18 protein-coding genes are annotated in these 20750 nt (G+C 51.3%); 10 read left to right on the top strand and 8 right to left on the bottom strand.

The window, feature by feature from the left end:
* Positions 1-7: 7 nt before the first annotated feature.
* The 4 genes from BKD14_RS13925 (at position 8) to BKD14_RS13940 (ending at position 5394) form a co-directional block, all read left to right on the top strand.
* Positions 8-667: a response regulator transcription factor gene (locus BKD14_RS13925; protein WP_022711559.1), complete on the top strand. Its 660-nt coding sequence runs from the start codon at positions 8-10 to the stop codon at positions 665-667.
* The gene (locus BKD14_RS13930) at positions 667-1992 is read left to right on the top strand and encodes a sensor histidine kinase N-terminal domain-containing protein (RefSeq protein ID WP_075656868.1); all 1326 of its coding nucleotides are present in this window, start codon (positions 667-669) and stop codon (positions 1990-1992) included. The genes BKD14_RS13925 and BKD14_RS13930 overlap by 1 nt, the downstream gene beginning before the upstream one ends.
* Positions 1993-2122: 130 nt before the next feature.
* On the top strand, positions 2123-3370 hold the full coding sequence (locus tag BKD14_RS13935; RefSeq protein ID WP_075656869.1) for an O-antigen ligase: 1248 nt from the start codon (positions 2123-2125) through the stop codon (positions 3368-3370).
* A gap of 335 nt (positions 3371-3705) precedes the next feature.
* Positions 3706-5394, top strand: a complete 1689-nt coding sequence (locus BKD14_RS13940; protein WP_075656870.1) for a thiamine pyrophosphate-binding protein — start codon at positions 3706-3708, stop codon at positions 5392-5394.
* Between the two features lie 208 nt (positions 5395-5602).
* On the opposite strand, the gene BKD14_RS13945 is transcribed toward BKD14_RS13940, so the two are convergent.
* Complete coding sequence (locus BKD14_RS13945; RefSeq protein ID WP_075656871.1) at positions 5603-7639, bottom strand: NADH:flavin oxidoreductase; 2037 nt, start codon at positions 7637-7639, stop codon at positions 5603-5605.
* A gap of 153 nt (positions 7640-7792) precedes the next feature.
* Between BKD14_RS13945 and BKD14_RS13950 the strand changes: the two genes are divergently transcribed.
* The 6 genes from BKD14_RS13950 (at position 7793) to BKD14_RS13975 (ending at position 14409) form a co-directional block, all read left to right on the top strand.
* Positions 7793-8431, top strand: a complete 639-nt coding sequence (locus BKD14_RS13950; protein ID WP_075656872.1) for a TetR/AcrR family transcriptional regulator — start codon at positions 7793-7795, stop codon at positions 8429-8431.
* 109 nt (positions 8432-8540) lie between these two features.
* Positions 8541-9143: a YigZ family protein gene (locus tag BKD14_RS13955; protein ID WP_075656873.1), complete on the top strand. Its 603-nt coding sequence runs from the start codon at positions 8541-8543 to the stop codon at positions 9141-9143.
* 447 nt (positions 9144-9590) lie between these two features.
* Positions 9591-10853, top strand: coding sequence for a plasmid partitioning protein RepA (gene repA, locus BKD14_RS13960; RefSeq protein WP_075656952.1), 1263 nt, complete (start codon positions 9591-9593; stop codon positions 10851-10853).
* Positions 10850-11935, top strand: coding sequence for a plasmid partitioning protein RepB (gene repB, locus BKD14_RS13965; RefSeq protein ID WP_075656874.1), 1086 nt, complete (start codon positions 10850-10852; stop codon positions 11933-11935). The genes repA and repB overlap by 4 nt, the downstream gene beginning before the upstream one ends.
* A 330-nt stretch (positions 11936-12265) precedes the next feature.
* Positions 12266-13504: a plasmid replication protein RepC gene (repC, locus tag BKD14_RS13970; protein ID WP_075656875.1), complete on the top strand. Its 1239-nt coding sequence runs from the start codon at positions 12266-12268 to the stop codon at positions 13502-13504.
* 146 nt (positions 13505-13650) lie between these two features.
* Positions 13651-14409, top strand: coding sequence for an SURF1 family protein (locus BKD14_RS13975; RefSeq protein WP_075656876.1), 759 nt, complete (start codon positions 13651-13653; stop codon positions 14407-14409).
* A 76-nt stretch (positions 14410-14485) separates the two neighbouring features.
* On the opposite strand, the gene BKD14_RS13980 is transcribed toward BKD14_RS13975, so the two are convergent.
* From BKD14_RS13980 to BKD14_RS14010, 7 genes are all read right to left on the bottom strand, one after another.
* Positions 14486-15316, bottom strand: a complete 831-nt coding sequence (locus BKD14_RS13980) for a transporter substrate-binding domain-containing protein (protein ID WP_022711548.1) — start codon at positions 15314-15316, stop codon at positions 14486-14488.
* Between the two features lie 23 nt (positions 15317-15339).
* Positions 15340-15993 (bottom strand): amino acid ABC transporter permease, encoded by a 654-nt coding sequence (locus BKD14_RS13985; protein WP_075656877.1) that lies wholly within the window; start codon positions 15991-15993, stop codon positions 15340-15342.
* Complete coding sequence (locus BKD14_RS13990; RefSeq protein WP_075656878.1) at positions 15990-16631, bottom strand: amino acid ABC transporter permease; 642 nt, start codon at positions 16629-16631, stop codon at positions 15990-15992. Before BKD14_RS13990 ends, BKD14_RS13985 begins: the two co-directional genes overlap by 4 nt.
* Positions 16631-17401, bottom strand: a complete 771-nt coding sequence (locus BKD14_RS13995; protein ID WP_075656879.1) for an amino acid ABC transporter ATP-binding protein — start codon at positions 17399-17401, stop codon at positions 16631-16633. The genes BKD14_RS13990 and BKD14_RS13995 overlap by 1 nt, the downstream gene beginning before the upstream one ends.
* Before the next feature lie 300 nt (positions 17402-17701).
* Positions 17702-18643 carry a LysR substrate-binding domain-containing protein gene (locus tag BKD14_RS14000; RefSeq protein ID WP_245293647.1) on the bottom strand — a complete coding sequence of 314 codons (942 nt, stop codon included), beginning with the start codon at positions 18641-18643 and terminating at the stop codon, positions 17702-17704.
* Between the two features lie 92 nt (positions 18644-18735).
* A complete protein-coding gene (locus BKD14_RS14005; protein WP_075656881.1) occupies positions 18736-19941 on the bottom strand; it encodes an FAD-binding oxidoreductase in 1206 nt (401 codons plus the stop codon).
* Positions 19938-20750, bottom strand: a complete 813-nt coding sequence (locus BKD14_RS14010; RefSeq protein WP_083647146.1) for an NAD(P)-dependent oxidoreductase — start codon at positions 20748-20750, stop codon at positions 19938-19940. The genes BKD14_RS14005 and BKD14_RS14010 overlap by 4 nt, the downstream gene beginning before the upstream one ends.

A 20750-nucleotide genomic window follows, 5' to 3' on the forward strand; every position in this document is an offset into this window, starting at 1 on the left:
GAATAAGATGCGTGTTTTGGTAGTGGAAGATGATCCGGTTTTGTCCAACGGCCTGAAGGTCGGGCTGGGTCTGACCGGCGCAACCGTGGATCAGGTTGCTACCTGTGCAGATGCGCTGGCCGCATTGGCGTGCTCACGCTTTGACGCGATTGTGCTGGATCTGATGCTGCCGGACGGTTCCGGCCTTGATGTTTTGAAGAAAATACGCGCTGATAAAGATCAGACACCGGTTTTATTGCTGACTGCGCTGGATGAAACCGCAGACCGTATTACCGGTCTGGACAGTGGTGCTGATGATTATATGGGCAAACCTTTTGATCTCGATGAACTGGCGGCGCGGGTCAGAGCCATCGCCCGCCGCGGTGCCGGACGCGCCCGCGCGGTTATGATTGCCGGTCATGTAGAGCTTGATCCTTCCAGCCTCAATGCAAAAGTGAAAGGCGAACGGGTTCCGCTGTCACGCAGGGAGTTTGCCGTATTGGCTGCTTTAATGGAAAGACCCGGAATTATCCGCTCCAAGAGTGATATTGAAGAAAGGCTCTATGGCTGGCAGGAAGAAGTGGAAAGCAATACTGTCGAAGTGCATATCCATAATCTGCGCAATAAAGTCGGGCGGGATGCGATTGAAACCGTGCGCGGCCTCGGCTACCGGATGCGGGTAACATAATGACTTCTCTGCATAAAAGACTGTTTATTATCCTCGTCACAGCCACAGGCATTATCTGGGCCTGTGCTGTCGCATGGACCTATTTCAACAGCCGCAATGAACTGGAAAAAGTGCTCGACACACGACTGCAGGAAGCCGCACGTATGGTGCATTCGCTGCTCGGCAATGCTTCCACGGGCATGAACACAACCAAAGCCATCAGCCTGCCGCATGAGCATGGCAGCTATGAACGCTATCTTTCCTGTCAGATTTGGTCACTGGACGGCGAACTCGTTGGCAGTTCAACCGGCGCGCCTGACATTAAAATAGCAGGTAACAGCACCGGCTTTTCCGATGAGGTGGTTGAGGGTGAATTATGGCGTGTCTATACAATCGTTGATCCTGCAAAAGGCGTAAGAATTATCGTTGCAGACCGGTTGGCATTACGTGACCGTCTCGTCAGCGATCTGGTTAAAGGGCTTCTCGCTCCTGTTATTCTGATCCTGCCGCTGCTTGGCTTCCTGATCTGGGTCAGTCTCGGCCGTGGCCTGCGGCCATTGCATGAACTGGCGGATAAAGTCCGGCAAAAAGATGCGGATGATATGCGGCCGTTGCAAGCGGCGAATATCCCTTCCGAAGTACGGCCATTGGCCGATGCACTGAACGGGCTGTTTATCAAAGTGGAAGCCGCACGGCGTCATGAACGGGAAGTAACGGCTTTTGCCGCCCATGAATTGCGCACCCCCCTCGCCGGCTTGAAAACACAGGCACAAATTGCACTTGCGGCAGCCGATCCGGCAATTAAAGAAGGCGCATTACAGCAAATTCTGTTGTCCGTTGACCGGACAACCCGTCTTGTCCGCCAATTGCTGGCTTTGGCCAAGCTGGATGCCGATGCCTCTCCCGTGGTGAGTGAGAAGGTCAATCTCGGTCAGCTGGCCGAGGAAATCATTGCTCAAAATCCGGTCAGCGGACGAAAAATCGAAAACCGCATTGATCCTGCTCTCTATGAACAGGTGATACAGACCGACCGGCATAATCTCACACTGATGCTGCGCAATATTTATGAAAATGCGACGCATTATTCACCGCAGAACGAAACTATCAGCTGGGAAAGCCTGCCAACCGGCAACGGCATTGTCGTCAAAGATTGCGGGCCCGGCGTGGCGGAGGAAGAAATCCCGTTGCTGACCACACGTTTTTATCGCGGCAGCAATAAGAGCCAGACCGGCACCGGACTGGGGCTGACCATTGTGGAAACGGCCGCCAAACGTGTCGGTGTGCTTTTCAACTTGCGAAACCGGAAAGATCGTATGGGTATGGAAGCCGAGCTGCGCTGGATATAGTTTCAGTCAAAAATCAGACATAATTTCAAGATTATAGAAGTTTAAATACATAAGTGCTAGAATGAAATAAGCTCAGAATGAACTATATTAGTGCTATTTAAATAGATAATGATTTTGAAAGGAAAAATTAGTGAACCGGACAGGTAAGACGCTCCTGTTTGTACTGATTTTTCTTTTGTTCTGGGTCACGCTGACACCTTTTATGGATTTACGTGATCCGTCGGTGCTTCTCGCACAGGAACAGGGCAATGCGCTCCAGCAGCTTGTGTCTTTGTCACTGTTCTTTATCTCTGCGCTTTATTTGCTGGCAAATTGGCAAATTGCCCTCAAAATGCTGTCGCCATTGCTGATTATCCTGCTGTTCTGGCAGTTTATTACAGTCTTCACGTCTGATTATTCCGGTATATCCTTCCGCCGTTATGTCTACAGTATAACGGTGATTGTGACCGCAATGGCTTGGGTCATTCTGCCTGAAAACCAGCAGCATTTTCAGCGCATGTTGAAATATCTAAGCCTGTTCATTCTGGGATTGTCTTATTTCGGCGTGATATTCATGCCGGAAGTCTCCATTCATAATGAAGCTGAGGTGCTGGAACTGATTAATGCCGGTTCGTGGCGCGGGCATTTCTCTCATAAGAATATTGCAGGTCCTGCGATGATCGTGCTGATCATCTATAATCTGTATCTGCTGCGCAAAGATGATTATCTGATACCGGCTCTGAATATTGTTCTGGCCACGATTTTCCTGATTTTTTCAAACAATAAAACCTCTATCGGTCTGATTGTTATCGCTCTTCTCGTGGCCGAGATTATTCGCTTTGTGCGATTGCTGCCGCTGCAATATCTCGCTGCGATCATACCTGTCGGGCTGATGCTGCTGCTCACGGTCGGCACGGTTGTGAGCCTGCCTGTGCAGGATTTTGTTACAGGCCTGATCTCGGATCCGACATTTACAGGACGTACCGAAATTTGGAAATTCGCACTGGAGCAATTGCGTGCGCATCCGTGGGTCGGTTTCGGCTTTGATACATTCTGGAATATGTCCCATTTGATCAATGGCGGCTATGAGATAGAGACCTGGGCATCAAGAGCCGGTCATGCGCATAACGGTTATATTAACCTGATGATGACAACAGGGCTGATCGGCATCACGCTTTTCATTGTCTGGATGCTGTTCTGTCCGCTTCTGGATTATCATCGCTCCCAGAAATCCGGCAATGATCAGGCACTCGCAGTCATGTATCTGCGCATCTGGGTCTTTATGATGCTCTATGCCTCTCTGGAATCGCCGTTCTTTGCCCCGCGCGGACAGGTCTGGTTTTCACTGCTGGCCGCGGTTTTTGCCCTGCGCCTTCATGCACGCGTCAAAGCCCGTTAAATCGCTAAATTTCCGCTTCATCCGTCATTTTGCAGCCGCTCTCCGGCCAAATGATGAATAAGCAGCACAATGTGATTACTATTCATCACAAATGATTGTGCTTGTTGTTGACTAAGCTCAATTTTCAAACTGTATTTCTGTGATCTTATATCCGTGGGAGACGGATTAGGAGCATGCTGCGAAAAACCGGAACATGGTTATTCGGCACCGGCATGCAAAACAAAACCGGAGCACGCTATGCTCCGGACGGCAGTTAACCGCAAACAAGGTTATCCGGGGGGATACCGGTGCGGTTACAGTCACTGCAGGCGAACATTATTGAGGAAATGTCGGCTATGAATCATAAAAATAATCACCGGACAGGCGGAGAGATCCTGATTGATGCTTTGCGCATCAATGGCGTGGACAGAGCTTTCTGCGTACCGGGTGAAAGCTATCTGGCGGCTCTGGATGCATTGCATGATGCAAAAGAGGATATTGAGCTGATTGTCTGCCGTCAGGAGGGCGGTGCGACTTATATGGCGGAAGCCTATGGCAAGCTCACCGGCAAGCCGGGGATTGCATTTGTCACCCGCGGACCGGGTGCAACCAACGCATCTGTGGGTGTGCATACGGCATTTCAGGATTCCACCCCGATGATCCTGTTTATCGGACAGGTTGCCAGCGATCAGGTTGAGCGCGAAGCCTTTCAGGAAGTGGATTATCGCCGCATGTTCGGCCAGATGGCCAAATGGGTGGTGCAGATTGATGATGTTGCCCGTATTCCGGAACTGGTATCTCAGGCATTTCATCGCGCAGTGAATGGTCGTCCGGGTCCTGTTGTTGTGGCACTGCCGGAAGATATGTTGACCGCTCATGCCAGTGTTGCTGACGTTCCGGCACATAAAAAGGTCGAAATCTCTGCCGGTGCAGAGCAATTGCAGGAACTGGCTGATCTGTTGAAACAAGCAGAGCGTCCTGTTGTCATGCTCGGCGGCAGCGGCTGGAATAAACAGGCTGTGGCCGATGCGGAAGCCTTCTGCGTTGCGAATAATCTGCCTGTTGCCACATCATTCCGCTGTCAGGATCTCTATAATAATGCGCTGGCTAATTATGCCGGTGAACTTGGCACATCCGCAAGCCCGAAACTGCTGCAGAGCATTAAAGACAGTGATCTGCTGATTGTGATCGGCGCGCGTATCGGGGAAATGACCAGTGCCGGCTATACAATGGTCAATATTCCGGTGCCAAACCAGAAACTGATCCATGTGCATAGCGGCGCGGAAGAACTGGGACGCGTCTATTACCCTACCCTGCCAATCAATGCGACAATGGCTGCTTTTGCCAAGCAATTGCGCGGTCTTGGCAAGATCGGTTCTGATAAATGGGCATCCTGGACAGCCGAACTGAACAAGAATTACAACGACAATCTGCAACATGCGCCAATTCCGGGTGATGTGCAGATGGGCGAAATCATGCAGTGGATGCGTGCAAATCTGCCTGAAGATACGATTATGACCACCGGTGCCGGTAACTACACTGCATGGCCACATCGTTTTTATCAATACAAGACCTTCCGCACCCAGCTCGGCGCAACCAACGGCTCCATGGGCTATGGTGTGCCGGCAGCGATTGCTGCCAAACTGACCGACCGTAACCGCACTGTCATTGCTTTTGCCGGTGACGGTTGTTTCCTGATGAATGGTCAGGAACTGGCAACAGCCATGCAATATGATGCCCGTGTCGTGTTTATCGTCGTCAATAACGGCATGTATGGCACCATCCGTATGCATCAGGAACGCACCTATCCGGGTCGTGTTTCCGGCACCGGTCTCGCTAATCCGGATTTTGCAGCGCTGGCACAAGCTTATGGCCTGCACGGTGAAACCGTTGCAGCAACAGACGAATTTGTACCGGCTTTTGAACGCTGCGTAGCTTCAGGCAAGCCTGCACTGATTGAAATCCGCATCGATCAGGAAGCGATTACACCGAAAATGAGCCTGAGCGCGATGCGCGAGCAGGCTCTGGCTGCCCAAAAAGGCTGATCTGTCTTTATCCGGCTTAATAATTGCCCCCTCCCCTTCCGACCAGAAGGGGAGGGGGGATTTTTTACGGCGCGTTTTATCAAAGCCCTCCCCTGTTTAAGGACTAGAGCATGTCGCGGAAAAGTGGGTACCGGTTTTCCGATAACGACATGCGTAAAAAACAAAGAGATAGAGCGAGCGTAGCGGATACAATGAAACGCGACACGCTCTAAATATCTTTCATCAGACGCAGCGCATCATAAATCGCTGCATGGGTATTTCGTGCGGCAACAGCATCGCCAATACGATAAAGCTGATAGCGGCCGCTCTCGTTTTTATTAACCTGCTGTGCCTGCCCGGCGATCAGATCATCATAATTGACCGCACCGAGATTTCTGGACTGCGGCTTGAGTTCAAAATACAGATCATCCAGCGGTCTTGTGCCGTGATTAATCACGATCTGGTCGTGATCCTGTTGCTTGTCTACACCGCCATAATCGCTGCCGATATGCGCAGTGAGGCTGTTGCCGTTTCGGGTGACTTTATCAAGACGATAGGTCACGGTGAAAGTTACCCCGTCTTTTTGCAGGCTGCGCATATAAGGTACAAGGTTCATCGCCATGATTTCCGGTGCGAAACTGCGGTCAGGTGTCATGACTTCAACTTTTGCCCCTGCTTTTGCCAGCACTTCAGCCGCCTGCAGAGCCGCATGGTCACCCGCATCATCAAAAATCAGCACATTGCTGCCCGCTTTGACATCACCGGAGAGAATATCCCATGCGGAAACAACGAGATCATTACCCTCGGGAAGCATTTCAACATGCGGCATGCCGCCGGTGGCAATAATCACGACATCAGGGCTTTCAGCCTCAATTTCCGCCTGCTCTGCCCATGTATTGAAACGGAATTGCACGCCAAAGCGTTCGCATTGTGCCATACGCCAGTCGATAATGCTGATCATCTCACGACGGCGCGGTGATTGTGCGGTGAGACGGATTTGCCCGCCTGCCCTGTCCGCGGCTTCAAAAACCACGACTTCATGGCCGCGTTCACCGGCAACACGGGCGGCTTCCATACCGGCTGGCCCTGCACCGACAATCACAACCTTCTTTTTTACCGGTGCTTTGTTGATCGTGTGCGGCATGGTCAATTCACGCCCTGTCGCCGGATTATGAATGCAATAGGCGGCACCGCCCTGATAAATCCGGTCGAGGCAATAATTCGCACCAACACAAGGGCGGATATCATCTTCTCTTCCCTCAATAATTTTACGCACAATATGCGGATCTGTCATATGCGCGCGGGTCATTCCCACCATATCGAGCTTGCCGGAGGCAATGGCATGGCGGGCTGTTGCCACATCCGGTATCTTCGCCGCATGGAAAGTCGGAAAATTCGTAGCCGCGCGAATTTCACCGGCAAAATCCAGATGTGGTGAATTAGCCATGCCCTGAATAGGAATAAGGTCTGTCATTGCCGGATCAGTATCAATATGGCCGCGCACCACATTCAGGAAGTCAATCATGCCACTGTCTTTAAGACGGCGGGAAATTTCGATCCCCTCCTCCTTATCATGGCCGCCTTCCATCATTTCATCGCCGGTATAGCGGATACCAACAATAAATTCCGGCCCCACCCGTTTGCGGATTTCTGCCAGCACATCAAAGGTAAAGCGCAGACGATTATCCAGCGAACCGCCATAGGCATTGTCGAGATCATTGGTCACCGGTGACCAGAATTGCTGGATCAGATGGCCATAAGCCTGCAACTCTATCCCGTCGAGACCGGCCGCCTGCATACGCTCTGCCGCATCGCCAAAATCCTTGATAATCCGCTCAATGTCCCAGTCTTCAAGACGTTTCGGAAATGCGCGGTGTGCCCCTTCCCGCTCGTGAGACGAGGTGACAGCTGGCAACCAGTCACCTTTATCCCAACGGGTACGGCGGCCGAGATGGGTGAGCTGGATCATCACCGCTGCACCATGTTCATGACATTCGTCTGCCAGTGCTTTCATCCAGGGTACCACCTCGTCCTTATAGGCGAGCACATTATTGAAAACCGGCGGACTATCGCGCGAGACCGTTGCCGAACCGGCAGTCATGGTCAGCGCCACACCAGCCTTAGCGCGCTCCACATGATAAGCGCGATAGGCATCTTTCGGCATGCCATCTTCCGGATAAGCAGGCTCGTGGGATGTTGTGATAATACGGTTACGTAACCGCAGATGTTTAAGCTGATAAGGCTGTAAGAGCGGATCATTGTTCATTGCATTCCCCTTTTTTGAGGAAGCCTAATTAAAATGTACAATACTGTCAATTTTATATACAGCAGTGTACATTTTATCGCAGTCAGGTTAAGATGCACCCCTTTAGTGAACTTAAACATCTGAATTATAATAATAATTTTAAAAGGATTATATATGTCCGCGATTGATAATGACGGTGAGAGCGGCTGGCGTGGCTCAAAGGAACTCTGGCTGGATGCCGCCTATCAGGTATTATTGGAAAGCGGTATCGACAATGTCCGGATTCTGACACTGGCCAAAATGCTGAAATTATCACGCACCAGTTTCTACTGGTTCTTTAAAGATCGTGATGCATTGCTTGATGCGCTGTTACAGCTTTGGCAGGAAAAAAATACCACAGCCCTGCTCCGGCAGGCCGGTACAGATGCACAAAGCCTGAGCGAAGCCACCCTCAATTTGTTTGACTGCTGGCTTGACCGCACGGTCTTCGACAGCAGCTTCGAACATGCTGTGCGCAGTTGGGGTGTACAGTCTCCTGCGGTTGCGCAGGCTTTAAATGAGGCTGACGCTACCCGTCTTGAAGCTATACGATCCATGTTTATCCGCCACGGTTGTGAGCCTCTGCTGGCAGATGTCCGTTCAAGAGCACTCTATCTGACCCAGATCGGTTATATCAGCCTCAATACAAATGAGGATGTGACAACACGAATGCAGCGTGTGCCTTCTTATGTGGCAATATTTTCCGGCACCCTGCCCTCTGCCCGCGAGCTTGAGCAATTTCATCAGCGTCATTCCTACCGGCATCATTCGTGATGTATTTGGTGCTGCGGACATTATCTGCTATCAGAACACTCACAATATTCATGCGCTTTAAAACAATGGATATTGTCAGACAGCATTCATCCGCAGAAATTGAGACGCCATGTTTACGCTAGCAAAACGAGAAGTTTTTGAGCAGGAAATCAAACGAAGCCGTTTTCTTGCCATTGCACTTCCCGTCGCTGATGAAGAAGCTGCCAAAGATTTTATCGCCCGTGAATCCTATAGTGATGCCAATCATAATTGCTGGGCGTGGCGTATGGGGCAAAATTATCGCTTCAATGATGATGGTGAGCCGAGCGGCACAGCGGGCAAACCGATCCTGCAAGCCATTGACGGGTTGGAACTCGACAATGTTGTGGTGCTGGTCACCCGATGGTTTGGCGGAACATTGCTAGGCAGCGGCGGCCTGATCCGTGCCTATGGCGGCACCGCAGCCTTATGCCTGCGCGCTTCGGAACTGGTTGAGCTTATCCCGACCCAGACAAGTTATATCCGTGCACATTTTTCTGAGCTCGCTTTGATAAAAGCGCGCCTTGCTGGAGTCGAACATCTGACAATCGCATCGGAAGATTTTCATAATACCGGAGCGGATTTGCGGCTGGAAATTCCGTCACATCAAAAAGACGCTGTGCTGCGTATGCTCACAGATATAACGGCAGGCAGAATTCAGATTGCGGACAAGGCAGAAGATCTGAGTTTCTGAAAACGGCAAACAGTGTTGACAGCTGTCAACCGGATCACGATCAGACACGGATTGATGAGCCTTACAAACTCACGCCATCTCACACTCACAACTCACAGCGAAGCATCTCCGAACAGAGAGCGCACTACCTACGCACCATAACCGCTTCGGTTTTTGACTGCAAGAATGCGTTGCAGAGCGGTTAATATCCGTTAACTATAAATAATTTGACTTTCCCTGCAGGATTTTACACTCTTCTAACGAAAAATTACAAAATCTTGCCGGTTTACCGTTACTCGCCACTGCATCTGTTATTTGCGTTTTCCAGTGTTGATTTAAGCACTTGCGTTAACAGATTAGTAATTTTGTCCGAATCGTAGCATGATGGACAAAGAAAAGCAGTGGTTTACGACTATACGCGGCCATTGCGCATAAAGGTTGGATAAATTGACGACGAATTGGGCAGATATTGTTGCTGATGCACAGCAGCATTTAGCAACCACAAACAAGGCTGCAAATGCACCTTTGGCGGCAGACCGTGCAATCGCTGCGGATGCCGAGCTTTTATCTGCGCAATTACAAGCCATGCGCGAACGTCTGTTTGCCCCCGCGTCGAACAAGATCCTGCGCAAATTCAGCAGCAGTGAAGCAGCCAAGCTTATTGGCGTTTCCGACAGCTATCTGCGACAACTGTCCATTGCCGGTGAAGGCCCGCAGCCGGAAACCGGCTCCGGCGGACGCCGTCTCTATACGCTGGAAGATATTAATGCGCTGCGTCATTTGCTGACCGAGCAAAATGCCAATAAAAACCGCAACTATCTGCCATGGCGCGATGAAGAACGCGGCGAGCATCTGCAGGTCATTGCTGTCACCAATTTCAAGGGCGGCTCGGGGAAAACCACAACCACCACCCATCTGGCGCAGCATCTGGCTCTGTCCGGCCTGCGCGTTTTGGCCGTTGATCTCGACCCGCAGGCATCTATGTCGGCCTTGTTCGGTTATCAGCCGGAACTGGATCTGAGCGGCAATGATACGCTCTATGGTGCTATCCGTTATGATGAGGCACAGCGTCCTCTGCGAGATATTATCCGTAAAACCTATTTTGACGGGCTCGATCTTGTCCCCGGCAATCTGGAACTGCAGGAATTCGAGCATACTACGCCGCGTGTTCTGGCAGAGCGTCGCGGCCCTGCCGCGGATATGTTCTTCACCCGTGTTCAGGCTGCTTTGCAATCGGTCGCAGATGATTATGACGTTGTTGTTCTGGACTGTCCGCCGCAACTCGGCTTTCTGACCTTGTCAGCTTTGTGCGCAGCAACATCAGTGATTGTTACCGTGCATCCGCAAATGCTTGATGTCGCATCCATGAGCCAGTTTCTGTTCATGACATCCGACCTGCTTTCAGTCGTACGTGAAGCCGGCGGATCGCTGAATTTCGACTTCCTGCGCTATCTGATTACGCGTTATGAACCAAATGACGGCCCGCAAGCACAAATTGCAGGTTTCCTGCGCGCCCAGTTCGGCGACCGTGTACTCACAGCACCCATGGTTAAATCAACCGCTGTTTCCGATGCCGGCCTGACCAAACAGACACTTTATGAAGTTGGCCGCGAGAATTTCAGTCGTGTCACTTATGACAGGGCAATGGAGTCGTTGACAGCTGTCAACGGCGAGATCGAAGCACTGATCCATTCCGCCTGGAACCGTCCGGCGAGGGGAGGTAAGGCATGAACAGCTCAAGCCGCAAAAATCAGTTAAAGGCTTTGTTCGGCGCGCCCTTACCGGCAGCATCAGAGCCACAAGCTCCAGAGGTTTCAGTCTCATCATCACAAGCTGAGGCTCCGGCATCAGTCCCGGAGAAAACACCCGATCAGCTGATCCGTCCTTCAGCCAGCCGTTCCGGCGCCGTCAAGGCTATGGGGCTGTCTTTGGCCGATATGTCCCGAGAGCTGGAAAGTGCCAAACAACTCTCTGAAAGCCTCGCCAAAGGCGATCAGGTTGTTGAACTTGATGCTTCGCTGATTGACGGTTCCTTCGTTGAAGATCGTCTGACCCGTCAGGAAACCGATGATCCGGAATTTCTGGCTCTGGTGCAAAGCCTGCATCAGCATGGCCAGCAAGTGCCAATTCTGGTACGCCCGCATCCCGATCAGGCGAGACGTTTTCAGGCCGCCTATGGTCACCGCCGTATGCGTGCCGCTGCGCGGCTTGGATTACCGGTAAAAGCCCTTATCAAGCCTCTTACCGATGCAGAGCTCGTTCTTGCGCAGGGTAAAGAAAACAGCGAACGCCGTGATCTTTCTTTCATTGAGCGTGCTTTATTTGCTCAGGCTTTGATTGAGCGTGGTTTTGAACGCTCCACTGTTCAGGAAGCTCTGTCGCTGCATAAAGCGGAAATGACACGTTTCCTGCAAGTGGCAGCAGCAATACCTGAACAGATTATCCGTGCGATTGGGCCAGCACCAAAAGTCGGAAGACCACGCTGGATGCAATTAGCAGATATTCTGCGTGATAAGCTGCAGCTCAAACAGGCTCAGCGTATTATCACTGACAGCGACTTCAAAGATGCGGAAACGGATCTACGCTTTCAGCATTTGCTCCAGAAGCTCACCGCAACAGAGAAACCGGAAATAAATAAACCTGCAGAACAGAAGCTGCATACACGCAATGGCGAGAGCCTTGGCCTCTTACGGTTACAGCAGGGCAGGGCGCAGTTTGATCTGCAACGCCACGATGCGGAAGGTTTTGCGGAATATCTCGCCGGTGAGATGGCTGAGCTTTATGAACAATTTCAGCAGAAGAAAAACGGATAAATCTATCCCCGTCTTCTCACTGCGCGTTAGTAATGCGTATCAGGCGTTACAAATAATTTCAGAAATAACAGACTGAAATTATCAACAGCATAAATGAAGGAACCACACGGTTTATGGAGTGAGAAGGGCGCTACCAGATCAAAAGCCCCGAAAACGACAGAGCCAGTTTTAACAGATAGGAAAAAACGGCAAGAAAAAAGGCCCCCTGAACGTTACCGAACCGGAAGCCCTCTTTCGATGTAGCAATTAGAGAGAATCACTTTCGCGATCAAAAGTCAAGAGTCGGCAATGTTCCGGCAGTGTTTTTGCTTGCCTCAAATGAGGTAACAAATGACTGAGCATTTTGCGACGTCCCCGTTTGGCGGACGAATGATGAATGCTGCGCATTTTCTGAGTTACGAGAAACTTCGTCAACAACAGAAAGAATTGCGTCAGAAACAGAGTGAAACTGAACAGGATCATCACAGCATTGATCGCTGGAAGCTGTTGCGTGCTTTAACAGAGGCCCGTGAAGCCTATCAGCTGTCTTCGCGCACTATTGCTGTGCTTGAAGCTCTGCTGAGTTTTTATCCCGATAAAATTCTCGACAGCCGCGTCGCTCTGATCGTCTTTCCGTCCAATCACGAACTTTCCATGCGCTTGCGCGGAATGTCAGCCCCGACAATCCGTCGTCATATTGCCATTCTCGTTGAGCTTGGTTTCATTTTGCGCCGTGACAGCCCCAATGGTAAGCGTTTTGTGCGCCGCGACAGCAATGGTGAAATTGCCATGGCCTTTGGTTTTGATCTGTCACCGCTGACATTTAAGGTTTCAGAAATTGAAACCCATGCAACTGAATTGCGTGAACAGGCACGTATCCGTCAGCAATTGCGTTTCAACATTACCATTCATCTCCGCGATATTTCCAAAACCATTCTGGCCGCCCTCAATGAGGGGAGGGAAGGGGACTGGAATGCTCTTTATGATCAGTTACAGGCACTTTCCGGTCGCGTTGAGCGCAATGGCACGCTGGAAAATCTGGGTAAACGCGAACAGGCTTTGAGCATTTTGCGCAAAAACGTGGAAAATCTTTATCTTTCAAAGGTTTCAGAACAAAAAACGAGCGGCAATGTATGCGAAAATGAGCACCACATTCAGAATTCAAACATAGAATCTTTTGATAACAAACAGGTACAAAATCGCGAAAACATTAAACCAGAGCCAATATCAAAAAATTTGCGACAAAACCCTGATTTATATACTCGGACACTAACCCCTGATCTTCAGGAAATTTTACAACATTGTCCGCAAATCAGCCATTACGCACAGCATGGTATTCATCAATGGCGTGATTTAATCCTTACAGCAGGGCATATTCGTTCGATGCTCGGGATTACCGCTTCTGCATGGCAAAAAGCTTGTGAAATTATGGGAGAGATCAATGCAGCGATTACACTTGCAACAATCCTTGAACGCTCAGATAAAATACGCTCTGCCGGTGGATATTTGCGAAAATTAACCCAGCAGGCAGAACACGGCCAATATTGCGTAAAACCGACTTTGCGCGCCTTATCAAATACAAAGCACTAGAATAATGACCATGGTACCGACACACTCCGTTTTTATAACAGCAGCACGTTCAAACTCTTGTGCGCAACATAAATTCTTATTTGCCTGAAGACGGATAAGGCATAGAGACAATCTGCATCACTTACAGGCATAAAGAAGTTAAACTCATGGCAGAAATTCAGCCCCATTCATCCGCTTCAAAACGCAATAAAATTGTGCTGATTTCTCTGATTGCCGGTCTGCTAATCACTGGTCTGAGCGCTCTCGGTTTCTGGCAGGTCAAGCGTTTAAGCTGGAAACATGACCTGATCACCCGCGTCGAGCAAAATATTAATGCAAGCCCTGTTTCCGCACCTGATATCAATGCCTGGCAAAATGCTGACAAGAAAGCTTATGAATATCGTGCTGTGACGCTCTCCGGTCATTATCTCAATGATAAGGAAATTGCCGTCGGTGCATTGACAGAGCGGGGATCCGGTTATTGGATTGTTACGCCTTTTCTGCGCGATAATGGCGAGACCGTCTTTATCAATCGCGGTTATGTTGCAAGTGCCAGGCGCGATCCTCTCAACCGCACAAGCGGTCAGATTGAAGGCGAAACAACAGTCACCGGCCTGTTACGTCTGACAGAGCCGAAAGGCTTTTTTCTGCGTCAGAATGAGCCGGAAAAAAATATCTGGTATGCCCGCGATATTGAGGCTTTTGCCAAACGTGCCGATGTGAAGAATGTGCCGGATTACTTCATTGATGCGAATGGCGCCCAAAACCGTGCTGACCGGCCGGAAGGCGGACTGACCGTAGTAAAATTTGCAGATAATCATCTGGTTTATGCACTGACGTGGTTTTCACTGGCATTGATGGTTTTAGGCATGGCCATCTTCCTGATCCGGTATGAAGGCAAACCGAAATCGGAAGATGATGATTAAATTGTATAATAATATCAACTAGTTAAATAAAACTCCCCCGCCATCAAAAAAGCAGGGGAGCCATCAATAAAACCTGTTATTTGATCAGGCGGGCTTCACCGACATCTGCAGCGCTCTCTGACAGGCCGTATTCTTTGAGAATTTCGACCATACGACCGGATTTATGCAGCTCTTTGACCACATCATCGGCGGCAGCGAGCAGATCCGGATTGTTTTTGGAAAGCGGCAGACCGGCCTGTGCCGGATAGACAGAGCTTTGTACGCGCTCGTCTTTTTCTGAAACTTTAATCTGAACATCTTTCAGAGCGCCGCCTTGCTGCGCGGCAGTACCGACAGCAACGCCGTCAATTGCGATCTCGATACGTCCGGCTTCCAGATCCTGATAAAGCGCAACATAGTTGTTATAGAGGCTGAGTTTATCGCCGAGAATGGCTTTCAACTCATTGACCCAGAGATAGCCCTGTACGGTTCCGACATTGCGGCCTTCAAGCTGGGCAACAGTGGTCACACCTTCTTTGGAATAAAGCCCCATCTGATCGAGATAGAGCGGAGCGGAAAGATTGACCACTTTCTGCCGCTCATCGGTGCGGTAATAATTGCCGATGGCAATATCTGCACGACCGGAAACAACAAACGGAATGGCTGTTGCATATTCAACCGGTGCGATTTTGATTTTCAGGCATTCTTTGGCAGCAATTTCCTTGACGATTTCACCATCCACACCGCTGAGATCGCTTTCGCCTTTAGGAATGGAGAAAGGCGGGAAAGTCGGTGCTGCAATGGTCAGATAACCGGCTTCAACAGTGGTGATTTTATGCTGCGGCGTGCAATCCTGTGCAAAAGCAGCGCCTGCCAGAAAAGTGCTGCTAAGACCGGCAGCTAGTGTGAGTGCAAAAAACTTCTTCATGATTTCCCCTTTTTGTTGCTTATTTAATGCTGCGCACGGGCTTCGATGACGCCGACAATCAGCGTCGCCGGAATGCAAATGAGCAGATAGAGAAGACCAGCCAGGATCAGGGCTGGCAGATATTGGAATGTATTGGTTCCAATTTCATAGGCGCGGGCTGTCAGCTCCGGCAGCGCAATGGCAAAACACAAGGATGTGGTCTGAAAAATCAGGATCGCAAAGCCGAGCAGAGCCGGAATGGCGATACGCAGGCCCTGCGGCACAACGATAAAGCGCATCATATCCAGCGGTGTCAGACCGATTGCCTGAGCTGCCTCACGCTGCCCAGCGGGGACAGATTGCAGACCGGCACGGATGATCTCACTGGTATAAGCACCGGTTGTCCAGCTCAGAGCTACAATACTGGCCGACCAGGAGGTCAGTGTCAGACCGGCAGAAGGCAGGCCGAAATAGGCAAATTGCAGCAGAACCAGAGACGGCGCACCACGACCTACTTCAACTAGCGTCAGCGCAGCCCAGCGGGTTGGTTTTGTCTTGGACATTACACCGAGCGACAGAAAAAAACCCAGCGGAATGCCGATCAGCAGGCTCATGCCAGTGACAATCAGACTGATCCGCAGGCCGCTGAGCATTTGCGGTAGCCAGTTATGGAATTGTTCCGCCAAAACCGGGATCATCGGGACACCTTCTTTCGCATACGCGCATCAATACCGCGTGACATCCACGCAACCGGCAGGCTGAGGGCGATATAGAGCAAGGCGACAAAGCTGAAGACTTCAAGCCCGCGATAGGTCGCCATAGAGGACTGATTGGCATAGAAGGTCATTTCAGAAACGCCGATTGTCGAGGCAATCGCAGAATCTTTCAAAAGACCGATGGCATAGGTTGCCATTGCCGGCAGGGCGACGCGGATAAGCTGTGGCATGATCACATCAATCCACATCCGCACAGGATGCATACCCAGAGCGGCAGCGCCTTCCCATTGACCACGATGAATGGAGAGGAGCGCGCCGCGATAAATCTCCGCCATATAGGCCGAAGCAATCAGACCGAGACCGGCTGCGGCCGCAGGGAAGGGGGCAACACGGAAATAACCGCTGCCAAGCCCGAAAAAGATCACAAACAGCCAGACAATTGGCGGAATACTGCGCACAAAGGTAATCAGCGCCATGGCTGAGTAGCGCAGCCAGTTATGACGGGAAATACGCGCCAGCATCAGTGGCACACCGAGAATAAGCCCGATCATCAGCGCAGCGGCGGTTAAAGCGATCGTCGCAGGCAAGCCTCTGATAATATTAAAGATAATGTCCTGCATCAGCGATCTCTCACGGCATGCAGAAACCGGCGTGCACGTTCTGTCTGCGGATCGCGCATAACGTCTTTACTGATACCGGATTCAATGATGTTGCCGTCTGCCATAATCATCACATGGTCGGAAACGCTCTCGGCAAAATGCATTTCATGGGTGACGACAATCATCGTCATACCGTCTTGCGCCAGCTCACGCATGACCGCGAGAACCTCCAGACCAAGCTCCGGATCAAGCGCCGAGGTCGGCTCATCAAACAGCATGATCTTCGGGTTCAGTGCCAGTGCGCGGGCAATCGCGATACGCTGCTGCTGGCCGCCGGAGCAGCGATGCGGATATTCGGCAGCCTTGGAGTCCAGTCCCACGCGTTTGAGCAGCTCAATGGAGCGTTCATCGGCTTCCTGCTGCGAACGGCCGAGAACGCGTTTTTGTGCGAGCGACACATTTTCCAGCACATTCATATGCGGAAACAGGTTGAAAGACTGAAACACCATGCCTGCCGAACGGCGCAGATCGAGGATTTGCTTCTGAGACGGATGTTTCTCGGCGACAAGCTCCATATCCCCCAGCGTGATACGACCTTTATCGGGCACTTCCAGATAATTCAGACAGCGCAGCAATGTGCTTTTACCGGAGCCGCTGGGCCCGATAATGGCCAGAACACCGCCCGGATTAACGCTTAAACTCACACGATTGAGTACTGTGAGAGCGCCGAAGCTCTTTTCAAGCGCTTCCACGCGCACCAGTGGCTTGATGTTATTTTGTGTCTGCTGCATTGCCTTTTCCGTCACCGCCGCCGGATAAAATCTGAGCGGCACTGAAATATGTTTCCCCGCAGGACGGCGGCGTGCTGGCAAAGCTGTTTTTATTTTGCAATTGTTTACACCGTCCCGTGCTGAGAGCAGTGTGCCGCGTCGGACGCGCGTACCAAATCAAGAAAAGTGGCTAAACGACAAGATTTTCTTGATGATATATTCAGGTGGAAATTTTGCAGAAAACGGGCGTGTTTCAGCACGCAGCCGCTTGCGAAAAGAGCAGGCTGACAGGTGCAGACGCAAGATAATTTGAGGGCTTACTTATATATCGTAAGGCATATCGCTGATGGTCATTTCACGGCGCAGCATGGCTGACCAGTCTTCTGCTCTGATCCAGTCGCAAAAAGCCGCAATGGTTTTCACACGCCGGTAGCCGCGCGGCACAACCAGATAAAAACCCGGAATATCTTCTTCTTTCATGGTGCTCAGGGCATCAATGCCGAGCGGTGCGATCAGCCGCCCCTGACGCAAATCATCCATAGCATCAATGGCCGAAACCAGCCCCATCCCCATCCCTGCCAGAGTAGCGCGGCGCATGGTGGCGGCATCCTGAAACTGCACATCGCCTTTGGCTTCAATATCCTGCAAATCCAGATGACGCAGTACTTTTTGCCATAGATTGGTGGCCAGCACCGGATGCAGCAAAGTCATGCTCAGCAGATCTTCCGGTTTCCGCACCCGATGTGCGAGCGCCGGTGCACAGCAGATAATTTTCGGGTCACGCACCAGCAATGTCTGGTCGAATTCTGTCCACTCGCCGAAGCCCCATTGCACGGAAACGTCGATATCATCGCGGGAAAAATCAGGGATTTCTACCATGGTAGTAAGCTGCAAGACCACGCCGGGCATGGTGGTACGGAATTGCTCAAGGCGGTCCATCAGATAGCGGGTGGCAAAATAGGGGCTGGCATTGACATTGATGCGGTTGCGGTGACCGGTCTTGGTGACGCGACGCACACCTTCGGCAAATTCGTCAAAACCGGCCTGCACAAAATGCGCGAGCAGAATGGCTTGTTCTGTCGGGTCAACCATGCGGCCTTTACGGTCGAACAGCATGATCCCGAGTGTGTCTTCCAGCAGTTTGATTTGCTGACTGACCGCTTGCGGACTGACAAATAATTCGTCAGCCGCTTTGCGGAAGCTGCGATAGCGCATCACCGCATGAAAGACGCGTAAAGCATTGAGCGGGGGGAGGCGTGGCACCCTGTCATTCATGGTCTGTGACCATGTTTATAACGACCTGATTAATGTGCATTACCTGCCTCCGCTCACCCTTATGCTTGCTTAGGTCTATATCATATCACAGCCTTTTCAAGGAAAGGCTTATTGGCAATCACGCGCTCATAACCGACTTCGGAGAGGTCGAGAGTACGGAACCCATTATAGGTGATCAGCTCGGATACAGCGCGTCCTGTTGCCGGACCTTGCTGCAGGCCGTGGCCGGAGAAGCCATTGGCGTAAATGAAGTTTTCCACCTCGGGATGACGGCCGACAATCAGATTATGATCCAGCACGTTGAAGTCATAATGACCGGCCCATTGGTTGACGACTTTGATCGCCTCAAAGGCCGGTGAGCGTTCTGCAAGAGCTGGCCAGATGATCTCTTCAAACTCTTCATAACGCGGGGTGAAATCGTCCCAGTCAACCGCAGGGTCTTCTACCGGCGGACAGCCGGTCAGGAAGAAGCGCCCTTCAGGACGGCAGAAAACACCGCTCGGATCAATCATCAGTGGCAGACGACCGCCATTGACCGTGGCACTGCCTTCCGGTGTCTGAGCGCAGTCATAGACAAACAATGTGCGTTTGCGCGGTTCAATCGGCACATCCAGCCCCGCCATACGGGCGGTGAGAGCAGCACTGACACCGGACGCATTGACGATTGTACCCGCCGAGATGCTCTGACCGGATTTCAGCTCCACACCGGTGACACGATTGCCATCGCGCTGAATGGCCACCACTTCATCAGTGATATAATCGGCACCGAGTTCACGGGCTTTGTTTTTAAAGCCATACATCAGGCCGGTATTGTTGAACCAGCCTTCACCGGAGCGGCCATAGGAGGCCAGCAGAATATCGTCGGTATTGAGATGCGGGAAAGCGCGGCTCAGTTCCTCACGTTCCCACAGCACCACATCGGCACCGCAGGCGATCTGCACTTCGTGATTTTCGCGCAAAGTCTGCACCTGATCCGGCGTATTGGCGAGGAACAGATAACCGCCTTCATGGAACTGCAGATCCGGCTTGTCACCGGCAACCTGCATCACCTCCGCAAAATTGCGGATAAATTCTGTGCCGAAACGGCTGATTTCCACATTAATCGGGTTGGAAAACTGGTTGCGGATCGAAGAAGATGACAGCGATGTAGCTGCGCGCACATAGGTCGGGTCGCGTTCCACAACGAGGATTGAACCGTTAAAATCAGGGTTCTGCGACAGGAAATAGGCAACCGAAGAGCCGATGACAGCGCCGCCGATAATCACAACATCATAATGCTGTTTCATGATTTTGCCTCATCATCAGGATGGCCGATATCGACGAACCAGCCACCGAGATAACGGGTGGCAGGGGCATAAGGGTCAGAGCGTTTGGTGCGGCTTTCGACAGCGGCACGATAGCTTTCCGTATTATCCTGCGGCTGATAGCCGAGATGACCCGCCTTGCTGTTATCAACCGGCGACACGCAATTATCCGACATGCCGAAACTGACGGTAAAGCCGACGCGCGGTGCGGTGAGGGCGGCTGAAACCAGACGCACGCAATCATCGAAAGACAGCCACGACCACAGCATGCGGCGGTCTGCCGGTTCAGGGAAGGATGAGAAAATGCGCAAGGCGACTGTCTCAATGCCGAATTTATCCCAATAGAGCCGCCCTAAATCTTCGACAAAACATTTGGAAAGACCATAGAAGCTGTCAGGACGGTGCGGGGCATCCGCATCAATATGCGTTTCCAGCTCATGATAGCCGATGGCATGGACGGAGGAAGCATAGATCACACGCTTCACGCCGTTTTTGCGGGCGGCTTCATAAATATTATAGCTGCCCTGAATATTCGAGCGCAGAATACGCTCCCATGACACTTCCAGCGGCTCACCGCCAAAATGCAGGATTACATCCACACCTTCCGCCAGTTTCATGATCGCATCGGCATCATCAAGATCGCAGATGACGGCTTCTTCATTCGGCTGCAGATCATTGATCGCAACGCGGTCGGTGAGACGCAATTTACGTGCCAGCGGAGCCAAGCCGCGGCGCAGTTCAGTGCCGAGCCTTCCGGCAGCGCCGGTGATAAGAATTGTATCAAAATCCAT

Origin of the sequence: Pseudochrobactrum sp. B5 (assembly GCF_001939785.1) — a bacterium.
Taxonomy (GTDB): domain Bacteria; phylum Pseudomonadota; class Alphaproteobacteria; order Rhizobiales; family Rhizobiaceae; genus Pseudochrobactrum; species Pseudochrobactrum saccharolyticum.

Excerpts from the sequence above, each read along its gene's own strand:
- BKD14_RS13925 (WP_022711559.1), top strand. The coding sequence starts at position 8 with ATGCGTGTTTTGGTAGTGGAAGATGATCCGGTTTTGTCCAACGGCCTG.
- BKD14_RS13930 (WP_075656868.1), top strand. The coding sequence starts at position 667 with ATGACTTCTCTGCATAAAAGACTGTTTATTATCCTCGTCACAGCCACA.
- BKD14_RS13940 (WP_075656870.1), top strand. The coding sequence starts at position 3,706 with ATGAATCATAAAAATAATCACCGGACAGGCGGAGAGATCCTGATTGAT.
- BKD14_RS13945 (WP_075656871.1), bottom strand. The coding sequence starts at position 7,639 with ATGAACAATGATCCGCTCTTACAGCCTTATCAGCTTAAACATCTGCGG.
- BKD14_RS13950 (WP_075656872.1), top strand. The coding sequence starts at position 7,793 with ATGTCCGCGATTGATAATGACGGTGAGAGCGGCTGGCGTGGCTCAAAG.
- BKD14_RS13955 (WP_075656873.1), top strand. The coding sequence starts at position 8,541 with ATGTTTACGCTAGCAAAACGAGAAGTTTTTGAGCAGGAAATCAAACGA.
- repB (WP_075656874.1), top strand. The coding sequence starts at position 10,850 with ATGAACAGCTCAAGCCGCAAAAATCAGTTAAAGGCTTTGTTCGGCGCG.
- repC (WP_075656875.1), top strand. The coding sequence starts at position 12,266 with ATGACTGAGCATTTTGCGACGTCCCCGTTTGGCGGACGAATGATGAAT.
- BKD14_RS13975 (WP_075656876.1), top strand. The coding sequence starts at position 13,651 with ATGGCAGAAATTCAGCCCCATTCATCCGCTTCAAAACGCAATAAAATT.
- BKD14_RS13980 (WP_022711548.1), bottom strand. The coding sequence starts at position 15,316 with ATGAAGAAGTTTTTTGCACTCACACTAGCTGCCGGTCTTAGCAGCACT.
- BKD14_RS13985 (WP_075656877.1), bottom strand. The coding sequence starts at position 15,993 with ATGATCCCGGTTTTGGCGGAACAATTCCATAACTGGCTACCGCAAATG.
- BKD14_RS13990 (WP_075656878.1), bottom strand. The coding sequence starts at position 16,631 with ATGCAGGACATTATCTTTAATATTATCAGAGGCTTGCCTGCGACGATC.
- BKD14_RS13995 (WP_075656879.1), bottom strand. The coding sequence starts at position 17,401 with ATGCAGCAGACACAAAATAACATCAAGCCACTGGTGCGCGTGGAAGCG.
- BKD14_RS14005 (WP_075656881.1), bottom strand. The coding sequence starts at position 19,941 with ATGAAACAGCATTATGATGTTGTGATTATCGGCGGCGCTGTCATCGGC.
- BKD14_RS14010 (WP_083647146.1), bottom strand. The coding sequence starts at position 20,750 with ATGGATTTTGATACAATTCTTATCACCGGCGCTGCCGGAAGGCTCGGC.